Source organism: Shewanella zhangzhouensis, from assembly GCF_019457615.1.
GTDB classification, from domain to species: Bacteria; Pseudomonadota; Gammaproteobacteria; order Enterobacterales; family Shewanellaceae; genus Shewanella; species Shewanella zhangzhouensis.
Map to the genome: position 1 here is coordinate 3083706 of NZ_CP080414.1, position 17536 is coordinate 3101241.

Here is a 17536-nt window from a genome sequence, read left to right on the forward strand (position 1 = left end):
CATCGGGCAGACTGATACAGCTATGTGGCTGTCAGTTACATTGCTTGTTTTTCCCCTTGCAACTGCCACCGGTTCCTGAGCCTCCGCCAGTCCCCTGGTCACCGGAGCACGGGTGGGCTATCAGGTAGTCATGTGCCGCCGAAGCGCGAACCAAGCCATAACCGTAAGCGTCATCCCGTCCTGTTGGCCCCAGGTCTTCAGCTGTAGCCCTTAATGCCGAGCGAATTTCGGTGTTACTGCAATTGATGTGCAGCCCCCAAACCAGCGCCGCCACACCGGCAACATGTGGCGTTGCCATGGAAGTGCCACTGAACATGGCGTAGTTCCCCTGAGTGACATTGAGGGTGGCAACCCCACCTATGGTCTGCTGCAAGGCGGCACCTGTGGTATCCGACACCCCAACAGAAGGAATTGTGGTGTTTACACCTCCAAGGGTGCCGTAGAGATCGCCCGGGACATTGTTATAAATGATGGCACCAAGTCCACCGCCTGCGGCGCAGTTCTGTACCTTATCGGCAAAGCTGATATTGCCGCGACTTATCAGGCAAAGCTGCCCGGACGCATTACAGATACTGTCGCCAATCCCACAGTCGGCAAGCATGGCGGTCTCGCTGCCATAGGGGCTGCCCTCCATGGCGATGGCCTCAAATTCAGTAGCACCGACAGTCACACTGGCCACTTCTGCCTGTTCCATGGGCAGGGTAGAAAGCACGCCTACGCCAGGCGCAGACAATTCCACCTGACTGGTACGCTGGGAAAAATCCGCGACCAGCTTGTTTTCATCGAGGGCCGCAACCGAAACCACGGCATTGTAGGAAGCCGGATAGGAATGCCGCGTGTTGCCGTCGTTTCCGGCGGCAGCCACGCTGAGTACTCCCAGGGTCTCGGCGTCTGCGAATGCCCTGTCTTCGGTGCGGCTTTTAAGGGGACCGCCCAAACTCATATTGATTACATGGGCACCGGCGTCGATGCACTTGTCGAGTGCGGCCACCAAACTTGAAGAGTACGCCCAGCCATTGGCGTCAAAGACTTTAATGATGTGCAGATTCAGGGCACTGCCTGAATGCACACCTATCACCCCAAGGTCATTATTCACCGCTGCTATGGTGCCCGCCACATGGGTGCCGTGGTGATTTTCATCGCTGCCCCAATCGCCGGTGCCAACATCGTAGCTGCCGGTGAGTCGATTATTGGGAAGATCTTCATGCCCCATGTCGATGCCCGAGTCTATGATGCACACAGTGCGGTTGGCTGCGCTGTTCACCTGAGGCAACAACAGGTTGGCCTGCACCATGGCAATACCATAAGGCTCAGATTGTGAGAGGGGATAACGCAGCACATCGGCTTCGAGATACTCGATAAGGGGGTTATGCGACAGTCCTTGTACAGCGCTGGCAGGCAGTAAAAAGGCGGCGGCATCGTGACGGCTGAGATCCAACATCAAAGTTCCACCTGCCGCATGGATACTGGCTTTGGCTGCGGGTGCCATTCCCGGTTTAAATTTCACAATAACCCGTGACGCTTCATCCGGCGCCGCACCGATGGCGCCCAAACTCAAGCCAGACAATAAGCAAACCAGCAGTGAAGACAAAGACAAGTTGTATGAATGCATGCCCTGCTCCCTTTAATCTATTGATGCCCTGCCCGTTTCACTCCCTGATTGGTCCTCAGCGTCCACACTTTCACACAGGCTATAGCTTCACTTATAGGCAGAAGCCGCGAGAACGACAACTTTTGACTGATGAATAGAAATAATTCATCTGAGCAGACCGAACTTGCTGCCGGAAATAATCCCGTCTGGAATAACAACCGGGGCAGTTATTACCACTAACGCCTGTGCATACCTTGCCAGGCTCCCATTGCGTACTTTGTCAAAGCAGCTGTATCCGGCGCCTTTACCCCATGGCACCGGGTCGCGTATCTTTAAGGATATGAGTGGCGAGGCACAGTACCTCAGGCTGCGACAGCATCACCTGCCCATAGCCGCACATCCCAAGTCGAATAAGGAGATTACCTTGAGTTTTCGTTTGCAAACCCGCTGGCAGGCCAGCGATACCCCCGATGGCGAATTCAGCCGCGATCATCACATCACCTTTGGCAGCGGCCAGACAATCGAGGCTTCATCAGCACCGGAATACAAGGGGAATCCCGCCATGGTGAACCCGGAGGAAAGCCTGCTGGCGGCCTTGTCTTCCTGCCATATGCTCACCTTCCTGGCGATTGCGCACCTTAAACGACTGCCGGTAAAAAGCTATGAAGACAGTGCCTCGGCAGAACTGGGGAAACGCGACAATGGCAAGCTGGCAGTGACCTATATGCAGCTCAATCCCACCGTGGAATTTATGGATGGGGTGGAGGTAAACCGCGAAACCCTGGAAAAAATGCACGAAAAAGCCCATGCCAACTGCTTTATCGCCAACAGTCTCGATTGTGAAGTGGAAATCCGCTTTTAAGCGGCCATAAAAAAACGGGCCGTACCGACTGGGAACTACGTTGCCGGTACAGCCCTGAACCTGGGGGCGACATCTGTCGCCCTGTGTTTTATCCCTTGGGTGTTTATCCCTTACTTGATATCGTCGGCCTCGCCCCTTTGCGGCATGGGCTTGGCTTTGAACTCAGGCACCGGCTCGGCGGCAATCTTCGCCTTGAGCAGACTTATCCCCTTGGCGAGCTGCGCATCTTCACCCTTGAAGGTGGCAACCGGCAGGTTATCGACTTCGATATCCGGGCTCACCCCACGGCCTTCCAACACCCAGCGGCCATCGATGGCATACTGAGGATATTCGGCAACTCTCGCCATACCCTTGTCGGTCAGGGCATTACGGCCAGAGAGCCACACACCGGCACCGGCAGTTTGCTTGCCCACCAGGGGCGCCAGTCCCAGCGCCTTGATACCGGCAGAAAAGGTTTCACCGTCGGAGTAAGTCAGCTGATCGGTCAGTACCACCAAATGGCCACGGAAAGCCTGCTGCATGTTGCTGTTGGCATCCCCATGGGTGGGTTGCCAGAATGCCCAGGCTTTGCGCAGTAGCTTTTCAATCACCCAGCTGTCGATATTGCCACCCCGGTTGCGGCGTACATCGATAATCAGACCTTCTTTATCGAAGTTGGCGTAAAATTCGCGGGCAAAGCTGGCGATGTCACCGGCGCCCATGGCATAGAGGTGCAGGTAGCCAATCTTGCCACTGCTGGCATTGGCCACTTCGGCGGCATTGTGATTTACCCAGTCCTGATACCTCAGACCAGCTTCATCCTGCGCGGAAACCGGCAAGACCACTGTCTGATGTGTCTTATTGCCGCGCTTGAGCGTCAGCAGCACCTGTTTGCCGCCCTGATTACGCAGCAGACTGGCCACATCGGCCACTGTGGCTACCTTGCGGCCATTGATTGCAGTGATAAAGTCCCCTTCGCGGGCATCCACCCCGGGACGGGCCAAAGGCGCCGCCTTTGATGGTAATTCAGGGTCGGTCTTCATGATGCTTTCAATCACCACACCGCTGTCGCGCTGGGCAAAACGGGCGCCGAGACCGGCTGGCTGAGGACGGTTTGGATCCTTTGGCATATCGCCGCCACGCACCTGGGAGTGCAGCGCATCCAGCTCGCCCATCATCTGCATAAAGATGTCGTTCAGTTCGTGACGGTCGGTTACCCGGTCAACCAGGGGCAGGTAACGGGCACGCATGGCTTTCCAATCTACGCCGCGCATATTCTTGTCAAAGAAAGAATCCCTGTGCATCAGCCAGGCATCATCGAACATCTGCTGCCATTCGGCTTTGGGATTGAGCTCCAGCTGCCAGTCCTGGGTACGCACCCTGGCGTTGGCAAGGTCGCCCGGCAGCTTGTCACCGGCATCCACTATCAGGAGTTCGTTGGGATTACTCTTTTTCGACAGCAGCAGCTTTTTCCCATCCATCGATAATACATAACTGCCGATATCGTCGCCGAAGGTATCCAGCTTGGGTGCCAGACCATCGAACTTGGCCACCTTCAACGCCGATTGATTCCCGGCGATATCGCCATCGAGCAGGTACAGGCGGTCGGCGCCCAGGGTCAGGTTACTGAAGTTGCCCGTGCCCACAGGCACTTGCCACAGACGCCCTGCCAGTCCCTGCCAGTCAACCTTGAGGGTCACTGGCTTGTCGCCGTCAGCCGCCTTGGGACTTGCCGTAAGTTCGGTGGGACGCTCAAAGGCAAAGCGGGCATCCTGTCTCAGCGCCAGGGCAAACACGCCGGTGCGCTTATCGAATACAGGCCCCATGTTGCGGTCACCCCATGGCGAGCCGGGGGTGGCATTGAATTCACGGTTGGACAGGAAATACAACCATTCACCATCACGGCTGAAGGCCGGTGAGAAAGACTCGTATTTGTCGCTGGTCAGGCTTGCCTGACGCTTCTCTTCCAGGCTGTAGAGCACAATCTGGCTGCGGTTTTGCCCAATAACATTCATCCCCAGCGCCAAAAAGCGGCTATCGGGGGACCAAATAATGTCGCCGTAGGGCCCCAGGCCCTGATGGCCGGTCACAATGCGACTGTTGGTGCCCTTTTTAATGTCGTACAGGTACAGGTTGCCGTCGTAGTCATCATGGGCCAGATAATGGCCATCGGGAGACAATACCAGGCTCATACGCATGGCACTTGCATCCTGAGTCAACTGCACACCGCCATCACTGCCATCGGCGGGGAACCGCCACAGCTCTTGCTCGCCACTGGCATCACTGATCCCAAATACCGACTGACCATCATGACTGAGCACGGCATTGCGGATACGGCTATCGGCAGGCACGCCAACCTGCACCAGACGGCGCCCGTCGGTAGCGGCAATAGCTACCTTGCTGCGGGCGGTAATCACCGCCTTGTCGCCGGACGGCGCCAAGCGCACATCCGACACATAATCCATGGGGTTATTGACCCAGCGTGCGCGGCGGGCGGTGAAGTCAGATGTGAGTGACAGCGGCAGAACCTCATCTTTGCCGCTGGCGATATCCAGTACCCGAATATCGGCACCCATCTGGAATACCAGCTTGCCGTTGTTGATGCGGGCGGCGCGGATTTGGAAATCCTTGTACTGGCTGTGCTGACGCAGATCATCGCCCTTGGGCATTACCGAATAGAGGTTATCGTTGCCATCGGCGTCGCTGATAAAGTAAAGACGCCCCTGCCATGGCATGGGCTGGCGCAGCGAACCAGGGTGGCCTTCCAGCAAACGCTCGGCTTCTTTATTGCTGCCAAGTTCATAACGCCACAACTCGCCCCGTGCACCACCGCGATACACCTTGGCGTTATCCCCGGTGGCCTGCAGACCAAAACGGACGAAATACAGATACTGCCCCTTGTCGTCCATGGCGCCTTCAATGGCATCGGCAAGCGGCAAATCTTCGGTCTTGAGAGTCTTGGGGTCGACCAGGCGCAGTACCCAGTAGTTGGCCGGACCAAATGCGTTGTCAGTGGCATAGAGAACCCGTCCGTCCTGACTCCAGCCCTGCAACCTCACCCGACTGTTTTCAAAGCTTACCCGCTTGGCTTCTCCACCGCCGATGGGCATCAGATACACTTCATCTGTGCCATCGTAGTTGGCCACAAAGGCAACCTGGGTCCCGTCCGGGGAAATGCGGGCCTGAGACTCCTCGGCGCTTTGGCTGGTCAGACGGCTGGCCTGGGTCTGGCCGAGACGGTTTAGCCAAAGGTCTCCTTCGGCAGTAAACACCAGGGTATCGTCATGCAGTTCGGGGAAGCGGTAATAACCGTCGCTGCCGTGGGCTGGCAGGCCTAAGGTTCCCAGGGCCAGCAGGCAGCCGGCAACGGAGAGGCGAAGTTTCATTGGGTGGTTATCCTGTCGTTTTTTTTGGTAATGTTGAAAGGAGTCTGTACCGGACATAAATGCAAGCCCAGACACTATCAAAGCGAAGTGGCCCCGTCAGCTGAATTAGGCCACAGAAGTTTTAGCAAATGTGTCTTGTGTAGCCCTCTCCTGCTTTTGCAAAGACCGGCGATGGCCTCGGGGATAAAAAAGCCGGCTTGCGCCGGCCTTTCATCAACTCTTTTTAAACTCACCTTTCTTGTCGAACGGCCAGTCAATGCCAAGCCAGGCCTTGAAGAAGGCCTTTTGCTTGTCTGACACCTTCGCCAGCGGCTTGAGCGCGGCTTTACCTTCGGGTCTTTCGCCAAGCTCCAGAGTGGTTTGCCTGAGGCTGTCATCGGCAAAATAGGACACAGTGATACTGTCGCCTGCCTTGAAATCGGCCAGACGTTTCTCAAAACCCTCGGCGGTAACCTTGAGGCCATTGATGGCAACCAGCTCGTTACCGGCAACCAATCCAGCTTCCCATGCCTTGCCACCCCTATCGAGGGTTTGCAGCTTTAGGCTGCCGGATACCAGACTGAAGCCCGGATAGACTTTGGCTTTGCCGTCGCTGTCGTCTTTGCCATAAACCAGTCTCAAACCGGCACGGGACAGCAGCTCATCAAAATCCAGCGCCATGGGGGAGTCGATATGACTGTGCCACCAGGGGCCATAGTCCTTGCCGGTCAGTTGGGTCAGAATGCCTTTGACATCCTCGACGCGGTAGCTCTTTGGCACCGCGAAGTCGCGGTACAAGACCCGGTGCACATCACGATACGAGTGTTTAAGCTTGGTGTCAGAGAGGATAGCCATGTCCAGCGCCATCGACGCCATATACCCCTCCGAGTAAATGTTTACGCTGTGGTTATGGGCATAATCACCCCCCTGGGCGACCCACTCCCCGAGACTGGCCTCGGCCACCGATTGGATTTCACGGCCCGGGGTTTGCTGATGACGGTCAATACGCCCGGCGATATCTTCGAGCAGCTCTTTGGCGGTGATAACACCGGCCCGTGCAAGCAGCTGATGCTGAAAATAACTGGTGGAGCCTTCGGCTATCCACAGTAAAGAAGTCAGTCCTTCGTGCTGATAGTCATAGGGCACAAGACCGGCCGGACGATAGGCCTTCACGTTCCAGGTATGGATAAACTCGTGGGAGGCGGTGGAGATAAATCTCAGGTAATCCTTGCGCTCGCGGAACATAAAACGCGGCAGCTGGATAACGGTGGAATTGAGATGCTCGGTGGCACCGCGGGCACCACTGGTGGCGTGAACCATATAGACATAACGTTCGAAGGGAAAACCGTCCCAGATGGCGCTGGCCTGGGTGCCAAGCTTGGTCAAATCGGTGACCATTTTATCCAGGTCATAATTGCCCTCACCCCACACAACCAACTCATAGTCACGTTTGGCGGACGAAAAACTGCGATGATGGCTGATGCCGGTTTCAATGGGCGAGTCCACCAGCACATCGTAGTTGGGCGCCACAAAACTGTGGGCGCCATCGCCCTTACTCATGCCCGAATAGCTTTGCCAGCCTTCCGGAACCTTGAGACTGACACTGAGTTCCTGGTCCCGAAACTGCGGGCTGTACATAAATACGCTGCTGGCATCCAGATAAGCATGGGAAGCATCGATATGACGGGTTCTGAGCCCAAGTTCATCGGCATAGAGCTGATAGGATACAGTCACTTCTGATGCCTCGGGCAGGCTCAATACCCACTCGCCACTGGCGCTTCGCCGCCAGGGCACAGCATTGCCATTGGCATCCATGGCCTGGAAGGCGCGCACGCCGTCAGCCAGTGGCAATACCTGATATTTACCGGTACGCCACACGGGTAAATTCACCGGAAAGTCTCCGGCCTCCACCTTGGGAAAATGTACTTCAACTTTGGCCAGATGATGGGTCGGAGAAGAAAGATCGATGTGATAATCCACACCGGCAAATGCGCAAGTCGAAATAAACAGTGACAAGGGTAAAAAGGCAGTTAACTTTTGTTCCACTCTGTTGTCCTTATAGGTATGATGGAATCCAATAATAGGGCTTGAGTATAACAAGACATTCATCTCCCCTCATCCTGATGTCACAAATGCTGACAATTTCCTGATTTTTGCAGGGGCAGACTTGAGCGACGGATAATTTATGCGATTTATTTTATTGGCTTTATCGCTGTTAATTCTGTGTTTATCCCATCTTGCATTCGCAAGAGACCTCAAGTCGGAAGAAGTTGAACTTAGAGAGTCACCGCAGCAGATTTTTAATCGTGTCAATGCGTCGCTTCCGCTGCCCCCATCAGTGCTTGAAACCCGTGCCGCATTCAGTGCTTACGCCAGAGAGCAAGGCTTATCGGTAGAAGAACTCGCCGAACTGCTGGCCCTGATTGCCCGTGCCAACTTGCAACCCAATGTTGAAAATGCCAACAAAGCCCAGGACCTTGAGCTGATTGTCAGCTCGCTGGAAAAATCGGCGGCTACACCCTACGAAAAAGCCATGGCCCTGATGCTCAGAGGTCGGATGCTGGGCAGGCTTGAACTCAAGTTTGAAGAAGCGGCCGGCTATTTCATTCAGGCGCTCACTCAGGATCAGGAGAGCCAGAGTCTGACCTCGCAGGTGCTGAGACTCAACCTGCATGAGCAGCTCGGTAGTATGTATCTGATGATCAATCAGGACGTGACCGCTCTGGTACATCTGCAGAAGTTCCGGGACCAGGCCTATCAACTTCGCGATGACTATCTGATAGCCAATGCCGAAGCCGAGCTTGGCAAGTACTACAACAAAAAACAGGAACTGACCAAGGCGTTGCAGCATTACAGCGAGGCTTTGCGGCTGTCGGATCAGGAACATCATCCTTTCCAACGCGCGTTTCTCCAGATGCAGCTGGCCAAGGTATATCGTGATTTAGGGCAACACAGCGAAGCCCTGAGCCATGCCCACGATGCTGCCGAAACCTTTGGCCAGATAGGCAGTGAAAACTACCTGTCGGCCACCCTGACCGTCATCGCCATGACCCATGCAGGTAATAACGAGTGGAACAAGGCAATCGACTATTACCTCAATGCCCTTCAGGTCGACAGACGCAGTGGCAATTATTCCGCACTTGCCCGTAACTTCCACAACCTGGGTGAAGCCTATGGGGAGCTGGGTGAACTCGAACTGGCGCTGAATTATCTGCAGCAGGCCAATCAGATGTTTGCCGAGCGGAAAATGAAGCACTTTTTGGTGTATAACGAAGTCTTGATTGCCGAAACCTTCTGTAAGTTATCCCAATGGCAGCCCTGCCGTGAGCATGCAGACATTGCATACAACCTCGCCCGTCAGCAGTCCCTCAATGATGTACTTATCGAGTCGCTCAGCCAAAAAGTAATTGCTGCCAAAGCCCTGGCCGACTTGCAGGATGCGCTGGATTTCCAGCAGCAAATCATCAGCCTGCAACAAGAAGAAGCCGCCCCTCAGATTGCTGCCAACCCGAGCACATCGGCACTGACCGAACAAAAACTGAGGCTGGATTTACACCAAAAGAATGAGCAGCTGCAAGAGAGCCATGCCCATCTCAGGGAGCGCACTATACTGCTGGCCGGCAGCCTGATGCTGGTGCTCACGCTGGCAACCATGGTTTGGCACTATCGTCGCTCACGCCGGGAGCTTAAGGCCAAAATCGCCTCGTTAAAGCATAAGCTGCCTCTGGACGGAGCCACGGCACACCCGGGTTTTCCGGCCCTTCGCAGTGCGATTAAAAGCCCAAAGACCAAGGCAGTGGCACTGCTGCGAATAGACAGCTTATGTGAATCTGATATCAAACTTGGCCATAAGCGCATGGTGGAAGCAGCAAAAGAAACAGCAAACGCCATTGAAAAACTGCCTGGTATCAAAACCTATGTCATACGCCCGGGTCTTGTCGGCTTAAGTTTTGATGAACCCATCCAGGCGGCGGACGCGCTGCTCTTTAACCTCAGAAACCAACTCCCCCATATCGAAGGCAGGCTGCGGCTTAGCTTTATTAACCTGCCGTTGCTGCCGAATCCGGAACTTTTTATACCGGATAACAATCATATAGAAGTGCTTGAATTGGCAATGGCCGGGGCCTTGTCACTGGATGAAGACAAAGATCTATACGTCACCTTATGGGCGCTGGACTTTACGCCCTCAGCGGTTTTCAGCCATCCGCTGTATTTGCATCTGGAAAAAAGCATCGGCCGCGGCCTGATTAGGGTGGAAACCAACGGCGACAAAGATAAAATAGCCTGGCCCCAATGGCAGACACCTGCGACAGCGGATGATCCATTAATTAATTGATGATTTCAGTCAAATATTCTGCAACGGGATGTGGCTTACGTTTGCACTCTGGGTTGATTGCGATACCATTAATCCAGTGGTCAAAATACCGGTTCAGTATGAGAAAACACAGTCAGTTTATTCAGCCAGGAAAGCATTCTGCATGAAGGACGCCAACGAAGCGATTTCGCAAATCACGCTACTCAAACAGAAACTCCATTCTGCAAAGGTGGCGTTGGATGAGCTCAATGAAGATCGCAACGCAAAGTTGCAAACCTTGCTGCAGTTCATTTCCAATCTGAGCCTGGCCTGCAAAGGGCAGAATCTCGAGTTGGATAACCGACTTGCCAAATTACGCCATCAACTGACCACCTACGAAAAGCTCGACGATGCGCTGCCGGATATTGTCGAAGTTGAGCGCTTGCTCAAGGGCCAATATCACCATGTAATGGCACAGCTCGAAGACAGCCGCGCGGGCCTTGGTCGGGTCGTACGCCAAATTCAGCGTGTCGAGTCCGCACCCGACAAACTCAAAAAAGAAGTCGCCTACTTTAAACAGGATCTCTCCAAGCCTCTGCACACCGTGTGGGAATATATCCCCAAGGTCGAAAAGTTGATGGCGTTTTACGAAGAGATACTGTCGGCACAGTTTAAGTCCGGTGAACCTTTGGCAGTGCTGCCGAAACACCGTCAACTGGCCCATGAGCTGGCCCAGATCATCTCCGAAATCGAGTTTCGCAAAGACCAGCGCGATCAGGTGCTGGTGATCAAAGAAATGTTGGCCGGCGAGATAGATGTTGAGGGGCTGATGGATGCCTATCAAACCATACTGTCGCTGCTGGTTGATAATATCGCCCGTGAGAAAAGTGCCTCTCAGGAATTCCTCTACGCCCTGAATGATGCCTTGTCTGCGGTGCGCGAAGTCGTTTCAGACTCTTATAACCATACCCAGCGCAGTCATCAGCTCAAGCATCAGCTCAATCGCGAGATTAACTCCCGGGTCGATAACGTGGGCGAAGCCATAGTGGATATCGAAGATATCACTACGCTCAAGTTTCAAATTACCGAGCAGCTCTCCAGCCTGCGCTCGGCGCTGTCCCGCAAAGAAGCCCTGGAACAAAGAGAACAGGCGTTGCTGCGCAAGTCGATGGAGACCATGCGCAAAGAACTCAATGAACTTGCCGAAGAAGCCAGCAACTATAAAGAGCGTTTGTTTGAACAGCAAAAGCTGAATCTGCTGGATACCCTGACCCAATTGCCCAATCGGGCTGCGCTGGAAGAGCGTATGGAGCAGGAATTCAGGAGCTTCCAGCGCCATAAGCATCCCCTGTGGGTAGCGGTGGCCGACATAGACCACTTCAAGTCCATCAACGATAACTTTGGCCACAGCACCGGCGATAAGACTCTGCAGGTGATAGCCATGGCGCTGAAGAATTCGCTGCGGGATACTGAGTTCGTGGCCCGCTACGGTGGTGAAGAATTTGTACTGCTCATCCCAGAAGTATCAGATACTGACATAGTGCAACTGCTGAACCGGGTGCGTGAGAAAGTAAAAAATATTCCATTTAAATTTAAAAATCAGAGAATTACAGTTACAGTATCCATAGGGGCCGCACGGGTAATGGATAATGAGCTCATTCACGAAACCTTCGAGCGAGCTGACGCGGCCCTCTACAAAGCCAAACATGAGAGCAGAGACAGGGTGATTATCGACTGCTAGCCCCGGTGGGGAGTAAGCAACTCCTGTCGACGCACAAGGAGTTGCTATGATAGTGAAAGTCAGTCCCCGTGGTAGCATGGATCAGCTTTCCCAGCTGGAAGTCGATCGTCTCAAGCAAAGTGCCAAAAGTCCCCTCTATCAACTCTATCGCAACTGTTCACTGGCCGTATTGGCCTCAGGCCTGAAAAGCGACAGTTCGTCTGAGCTGTTCGATAAATACAAAGATTTTGAAATCAATATCCTGCAGCGCGAGCGCGGGGTAAAACTCGAACTTATCAACCCGCCTGAACAAGCCTTTGTCGATGGCCAGATCATCGCCGGTATTCAGGAGCATTTGTTCTCAGTGCTCAGAGACATTCTCTACATCGCCGACAAGTACGATAACCTCAAACACATCAACCTCACCAATGCCAGTCACATCACCAACGTGGTGTTTGATATCCTCAGAAACGCCCGGGCCTTGCCCACCAAGAACGATCCCAATGTGGTGGTGTGCTGGGGCGGCCACAGTATCAATGCCATCGAGTACCAGTACACCCGTGAAGTTGGTTATCAGTTGGGCTTGAGGAAGCTGGATATCTGCACCGGCTGTGGCCCCGGCGCCATGGAAGGCCCCATGAAGGGGGCGGCCATAGGTCACGCCAAACAGCGTATTTGCAACGCCCGATATATTGGCCTCACCGAGCCCAGTATTATCGCCGCCGAGCCCCCCAATCAAATCGTCAACGAATTGGTGATATTGCCGGATATCGAAAAACGGCTGGAAGCCTTTGTGCGCCTGGGGCATGGCATAGTGATTTTCCCCGGCGGGGCGGGCACCGCCGAGGAGCTCTTGTATCTGCTGGGTATCCTGCTGAACAAGGCAAACGAGCACATACCCTTTCCATTGGTATTAACCGGCCCCAGAGAAAGCGCCGACTACTTCATTAAAATTGATGAATTTGTTGCTGCGACTCTGGGGGAGGAAGCCCGCAGTAAATACCACATCATTATCGATAACCCCGATGAAGTGGCGCGGGTGATGCGTGAAGGGATGGAGCAGGTTAAGGTGTTTCGCAAGACCAATGGCGACGCCTACCCCTACCAGTGGTCACTGCGTATCGAACCTGAGTTTCAGCTGCCCTTTGTCCCCACACACGAAGTGATGGCCAACCTGCATCTGTATTTTCAACACAATAAGGCAGAACTTGCCGCTAACCTGCGCCGGGCGTTTTCAGGCATTGTTGCCGGCAACGTGAAAGGTGAAACCATTCGTCTCATCAAACGCCATGGTCCCTTTGAATTACGGGGCGATCCCAGGTTGATGTCGTTAATGGACGATTTGCTGCAGGCATTTGTCCATCAGCAGCGCATGAAGCTGCCGGGCAGCGCCTATGAACCCTGCTACAAGATAGTCAAATGAATCGCCTGCTCATCATAGATGGATTGAATCTGATCCGCCGTATTCATGCCGCCCTGCCCGATGAGGGCGACATGGATACCCTGTATGAAAGGGTTGCCCAGGCCTGCCGTAAATTACTGCGGGGCCACCAGCCCACCCACTGCGCCATCGTCTGGGATGGCGATGCCATCTCATGGCGCAAGCATCTGTACGAAGATTATAAAAAAGGCCGCAAACCCATGCCCGACGCTCTCGCCAAGGGGTTGCCGGCATTAAAAACCAAACTTGAGGCATTGAATGTGCACTCGGTTAACGCCGAATCCGAGGCAGACGATGTTATAGCCACTCTTGCCTGCAAGCTGGCGGCCAATGGCGGTGAAGCTATTATCGTGTCGACCGACAAGGGGCTGTTGCAACTGATGTCCCCCCATATCAGGCAGTGGGATCATTTCGCCGGCCAGTATTTTGATATCGAGGCTTTTGAATCCAAATTGGGTATCGAGCGCCATCAACTGCTCGATTACATTGCCCTGTGCGGTGACAGCGGCAATAAAATTCCCGGTATCCCCGGTATAGGTCCCAAGTCGGCCAGCGAATTGCTGCGCACCTATCGCAGCCTCGCCAATCTCTACCATTCCCTCGGCACCCTCGGCAGCAGGCAGGCCAATAAGTTACGCGAAGGCCGTGATATGGCACGCCTCAGCTACAAGTTGGCAAAACTGCAAACCGAACTGCCGCTGCACCTCAAACTGAGCGATCTCAGGGTCAATCCATCCTGATGGCACCATTCGATTTGGCTGGCCTTGTCCCACCAGTCATCTCTGCGTTACAGGCAATTTTGTAACAAATAACACAACTTATTTACCGCCTTCACGCCTTGCAGTATCTTTATCCGCATCTTCGGCGCAAGCCGAAAGCAGTAATGAGGAAAAGGGATATGAAAAGCAAGGCTCCCGTGGTGATAGGCTCCGTATTTGCGGCCTACCTGGCGTTTGTGGCTGTGGTGGCAATAGGGTACGAGCCAACACCTGAGAATATGGATTGGGAAGACAGGCAGGTATACAACAACAAGGCACTGGCCGAACTGGTGATAGGACAGGACATTGGCTCTGTGCGCCAACTGCTCGGTGCGCCGGACTTCAGCGAAGCCAAATCAATCAAAGACAGTGCTCTGCAGGTGCTCTTTTATCGCACCCACCATGAAAAATCAGATGGCGTGACCACCAAGAATGAGTGCACACCACTGTTATTCAAAGATAATTTGCTGGTTGCCTGGGGCTCAGATACTTACAAGCAATATCTGGATGAGGCCCCATCGGGCATCTGACACAGTAATAGCGTTAATAAAAAAGCCGCCTCTGGGCGGCTTTTTTATTGCTGGACGTGTTTAAGCAATCACGCCTTTCAGTCTTCTTTGGCGTACTCGCGATAGGGTTCGCCCTGCTCCAACCACGCTGGCGCCCTGGCACCTTTCAGGTAATGGTCGAAGTATTCCTTCATCCGAATACTGTAGTCAAGCTTGTTGCCGTATTGCTTAAGATGGTGAGGCTCACCCTCGTATTGCAGCAACACCACATCCTTACCGGCACGGCGCATGGCCAGATACAACTCAACCCCTTGCTCCCATGGCACCGCATCATCCTTGTCACCGAACATGATCATCATGGGCGTCTTGATACGGTCAGCATAAAACACCGGCGAGTTTTCCACGTATTTCAGCGGCGCCTGCATCAGACTCTCACCGATACGGCTCTGGCCGGTTTCATACTGGAATTGACGGGCAAGGCCGGTGCCATGACGAATGCCACTGTAGGCACTGGTCATGTTGCCAACGGGAGCCCCTGTTACGGCAGCGGCAAAGATGTGGGTCTGGGTCACGGCAAAGGCCGTTTGATAACCGCCCCAGGAGTGGCCCTGAATACCCACGGCTTTGGGATCGGCAATCCCCATTTCAATCAGCTTTTGCACGCCAGAGGTCAACGCCTGCACCGAGCTGTTACCCGGATAGCCCACCTCAAAACGAATGTCCGGCAGGAAGATGGCATAGCCCTGGTTGGCGTACCAGGCAAAGTTGGGTCTGTGGTTGATGTTCATCGCCGGGAAGGCATGCAAACGGTCGCTCATAAAGCGATAGAAATACACCAGCACAGGGTAACGCTTACCAGCCTCGTAACCTGCGGGTTTGATAAGAACACCATCGAGCGGCTCACCGTCGGTATTGGTCCAGTGCACCAGTTCGGCCTTACCCCAGCCAAACTGGCTGCGCTGCGCGTCAAGCTCAGTTAAACGGCGGGCATCATCCACCTCCAGCACATTGGCGCTGTAAAGGTCCGGGAAACGGTCGTAACGTTCACGGCTGAATACCAGGGTATCGGCGTGCCTGGCGCGTGCCAGTACGCTGAGTTTTTCCTCTTTGGCATGCAGGGTTTTAAGGCCTTCTTTGCCCAGGGTGATCCGGTAGAAACCATCGGCCTTGGTGCGCTCGTTGTAGCCTTTCACGAGCAGACTCTGACTGGCACTCGCGGTGGCAGGCGCCTGGTCTTTGTCCTGATACAGACCTTCAACCCGGTAGCTGATGCCTTTGTCTCTTCCCGAAGTCAGCTTAAGCGCCTTGGCATCTGCCGCAGCAAATTGCCAGATATCGTATTTGTCGTATACCAACAGGCCACTTTCATCAGCCAGCCAGGGGCCGAAACCATAACCCGGCGCATCGGAGGGATAGTCGTGGTCTTCATCGGCAAATGGCACGTCAAGATTGGCATTCAACGCCCTAAGCTGCTTTGAAGCCACATCCAGGAGCTGTACCTGCCCCTCACGGAAATACGCGGCGTAGCGACCATGTGGCGAAATGCTGGGCTCGCTGTTTGACGGCTGACGCAGCGCCACCGCCGTGCGCTCCCCGCTCAGGGTATCGATAAGGTAAAAATCGCTGTAAAACCCCGCCCAGGTGATTTCTTTCAGGTAAGGTTCACTGGAGCTGCCCAGCACAAAGCGGCCGTACTCTATGGATTTGGCTTCCGGCACTTCAGGGGTGGCAAGTTGCACAACCTGATTGCGCGCCAGGTGCCATACGGCCAGTAGTGTCTGCTTCTTCAGCTTGTCATAGGTCTTGATTTCATGGGGCTTAATCCGCGGGTCATCGCCATGCCATAGCTTAAGACCGCGGCTGTCACGTATAGTCGCAGTGTCATACAGACTCGCCTCATCACTGAACTTTTGCAGGCTAAGCACCTTACTGACTTCAGGCACAGTGCCAAAATACAGCCGCTCGCCGTCATCGGAAAACGACAGCCGCGAATATTGGTTCAGAACCCAGGCATCGGGATGCAGGGCAAAGCTGACGTCCCCCTTGCCATTCACAAGTCCGAGACGGTACTGACGCTCATCCACCTTGTCGGCGGCCACGCCGGCGCTGAAGGCAATCTGGCTGCCATCGTGGTTTATGGCGAGCGCCCCCAGTTGCTCGGTTTCGGCGCTGTACTTTTGCTGCTGGCTCAGGTCACTCAGGGTAACCGACAGCAGTTGATGCTTACCCTGCGCAGCATCATTTACCAACACCGCTGCAGTTTTGCCTTTTTTGTCAAAGGTATAGGCAGTGACATCTTGTAATTCGAGCTGTTTGCCGCTCTCGAGGGCTATCAGCGTCAGTGGCGATCCCTTGTCGGCCTTATCCACCTTGGGCTTTTTGGCGCTCTCTTCACCAGCTTGAGCTTTGGTCTCGGTCACGGAAGAGGCATCTGCCGCCTTATCGTCGGCCTTGTCCTTTTTGTCTTCCTCGGCATCAAACCAGACCGCGAGCACAGTACCGGCATCGTTGAAGGCAAACTCCTTCACCCGGGCAAAACGCTGCTCTTTACCGGTGGCGACTTCCACCAATACCATGCCGTCCTTCAATTTTTTACGGGCTTTGGCATCACTGGTTTCTTTTTCAAGCAGCGAAGGCTCCAGCACCATGGCCACATACCGGCCATCGGCACTGACGGCAGGCTTTGAAGCACCGGCAATGCTCAATTGGCGTTTACCTGTGGTTGAACGCAGCAAGGTATGGCTATCCCCTCTGTCGGGTGCAACTTCCACCGCCACCAGTGAGCCATTATCAGCAATCACAGGTTTTTTGAGAGATTCGAATTTCATGATGTCCTGAACTTGCATGTTGCCCGAAGGCGCTGCCAGGGCAGGCAAGCTCAGACTGGCGGCACTTGCCAGAGCGCAAAATAGAGCGGAAGGCTTCAAAGGTCGTCCTCTTTATAAGTTGTTATTCGACTAAAGTAGACTTTTTAAGGCTTAGGCTTTGAATCATCTTTCTTAGCCTTGATTTATGCA

At 54.2% G+C, this 17536-nt stretch carries 10 protein-coding genes; 6 read left to right on the top strand and 4 right to left on the bottom strand.

Going from position 1 to position 17536, the window contains the following annotated elements:
- Positions 1 to 31: 31 nt before the first annotated feature.
- Positions 32 to 1612 (bottom strand): S8 family serine peptidase, encoded by a 1581-nt coding sequence (locus tag K0H63_RS13445; RefSeq protein ID WP_220065118.1) that lies wholly within the window; start codon positions 1610 to 1612, stop codon positions 32 to 34.
- 403 nt (positions 1613 to 2015) lie between these two features.
- Here K0H63_RS13445 and K0H63_RS13450 point away from each other — a divergent pair, with 403 nt between their 5' ends.
- Positions 2016 to 2453: an OsmC family protein gene (locus tag K0H63_RS13450; protein ID WP_220065119.1), complete on the top strand. Its 438-nt coding sequence runs from the start codon at positions 2016 to 2018 to the stop codon at positions 2451 to 2453.
- Positions 2454 to 2563: 110 nt separating this feature from the next.
- Here K0H63_RS13450 and K0H63_RS13455 read toward each other — a convergent pair whose 3' ends face one another.
- Both K0H63_RS13455 and K0H63_RS13460 read right to left on the bottom strand, forming a co-directional pair.
- On the bottom strand, positions 2564 to 5818 hold the full coding sequence (locus tag K0H63_RS13455) for a S41 family peptidase (protein ID WP_220065120.1): 3255 nt from the start codon (positions 5816 to 5818) through the stop codon (positions 2564 to 2566).
- Positions 5819 to 6031: 213 nt separating this feature from the next.
- Positions 6032 to 7843, bottom strand: a complete 1812-nt coding sequence (locus K0H63_RS13460; protein ID WP_220065121.1) for a M61 family metallopeptidase — start codon at positions 7841 to 7843, stop codon at positions 6032 to 6034.
- A 139-nt stretch (positions 7844 to 7982) separates the two neighbouring features.
- On the opposite strand from K0H63_RS13460, the gene K0H63_RS13465 reads away from it, so the two are divergent.
- The 5 genes from K0H63_RS13465 (at position 7983) to K0H63_RS13485 (ending at position 14540) form a co-directional block, all read left to right on the top strand.
- Positions 7983 to 10133 (top strand): tetratricopeptide repeat protein, encoded by a 2151-nt coding sequence (locus K0H63_RS13465; RefSeq protein ID WP_220065122.1) that lies wholly within the window; start codon positions 7983 to 7985, stop codon positions 10131 to 10133.
- A gap of 142 nt (positions 10134 to 10275) precedes the next feature.
- Positions 10276 to 11832: a GGDEF domain-containing protein gene (locus K0H63_RS13470; protein WP_220065123.1), complete on the top strand. Its 1557-nt coding sequence runs from the start codon at positions 10276 to 10278 to the stop codon at positions 11830 to 11832.
- A 46-nt stretch (positions 11833 to 11878) separates the two neighbouring features.
- Positions 11879 to 13234, top strand: coding sequence for a nucleotide 5'-monophosphate nucleosidase PpnN (ppnN, locus tag K0H63_RS13475; protein WP_220065124.1), 1356 nt, complete (start codon positions 11879 to 11881; stop codon positions 13232 to 13234).
- Positions 13231 to 13992, top strand: coding sequence for a flap endonuclease Xni (xni, locus tag K0H63_RS13480; RefSeq protein WP_220065125.1), 762 nt, complete (start codon positions 13231 to 13233; stop codon positions 13990 to 13992). The genes ppnN and xni overlap by 4 nt, the downstream gene beginning before the upstream one ends.
- 158 nt (positions 13993 to 14150) lie before the next feature.
- On the top strand, positions 14151 to 14540 hold the full coding sequence (locus K0H63_RS13485) for a DUF3192 domain-containing protein (RefSeq protein ID WP_220065126.1): 390 nt from the start codon (positions 14151 to 14153) through the stop codon (positions 14538 to 14540).
- A gap of 77 nt (positions 14541 to 14617) precedes the next feature.
- Here K0H63_RS13485 and K0H63_RS13490 read toward each other — a convergent pair whose 3' ends face one another.
- Positions 14618 to 17365: an alpha/beta hydrolase family protein gene (locus K0H63_RS13490; protein ID WP_434086768.1), complete on the bottom strand. Its 2748-nt coding sequence runs from the start codon at positions 17363 to 17365 to the stop codon at positions 14618 to 14620.
- Positions 17366 to 17536 lie beyond the last annotated feature (171 nt).

Excerpts from the sequence above, each read along its gene's own strand:
- K0H63_RS13445 (WP_220065118.1), bottom strand. The coding sequence starts at position 1,612 with ATGCATTCATACAACTTGTCTTTGTCTTCACTGCTGGTTTGCTTATTG.
- K0H63_RS13455 (WP_220065120.1), bottom strand. The coding sequence starts at position 5,818 with ATGAAACTTCGCCTCTCCGTTGCCGGCTGCCTGCTGGCCCTGGGAACC.
- K0H63_RS13465 (WP_220065122.1), top strand. The coding sequence starts at position 7,983 with ATGCGATTTATTTTATTGGCTTTATCGCTGTTAATTCTGTGTTTATCC.
- K0H63_RS13470 (WP_220065123.1), top strand. The coding sequence starts at position 10,276 with ATGAAGGACGCCAACGAAGCGATTTCGCAAATCACGCTACTCAAACAG.
- ppnN (WP_220065124.1), top strand. The coding sequence starts at position 11,879 with ATGATAGTGAAAGTCAGTCCCCGTGGTAGCATGGATCAGCTTTCCCAG.
- xni (WP_220065125.1), top strand. The coding sequence starts at position 13,231 with ATGAATCGCCTGCTCATCATAGATGGATTGAATCTGATCCGCCGTATT.
- K0H63_RS13485 (WP_220065126.1), top strand. The coding sequence starts at position 14,151 with ATGAAAAGCAAGGCTCCCGTGGTGATAGGCTCCGTATTTGCGGCCTAC.
- K0H63_RS13490 (WP_434086768.1), bottom strand. The coding sequence starts at position 17,365 with ATGCAAGTTCAGGACATCATGAAATTCGAATCTCTCAAAAAACCTGTG.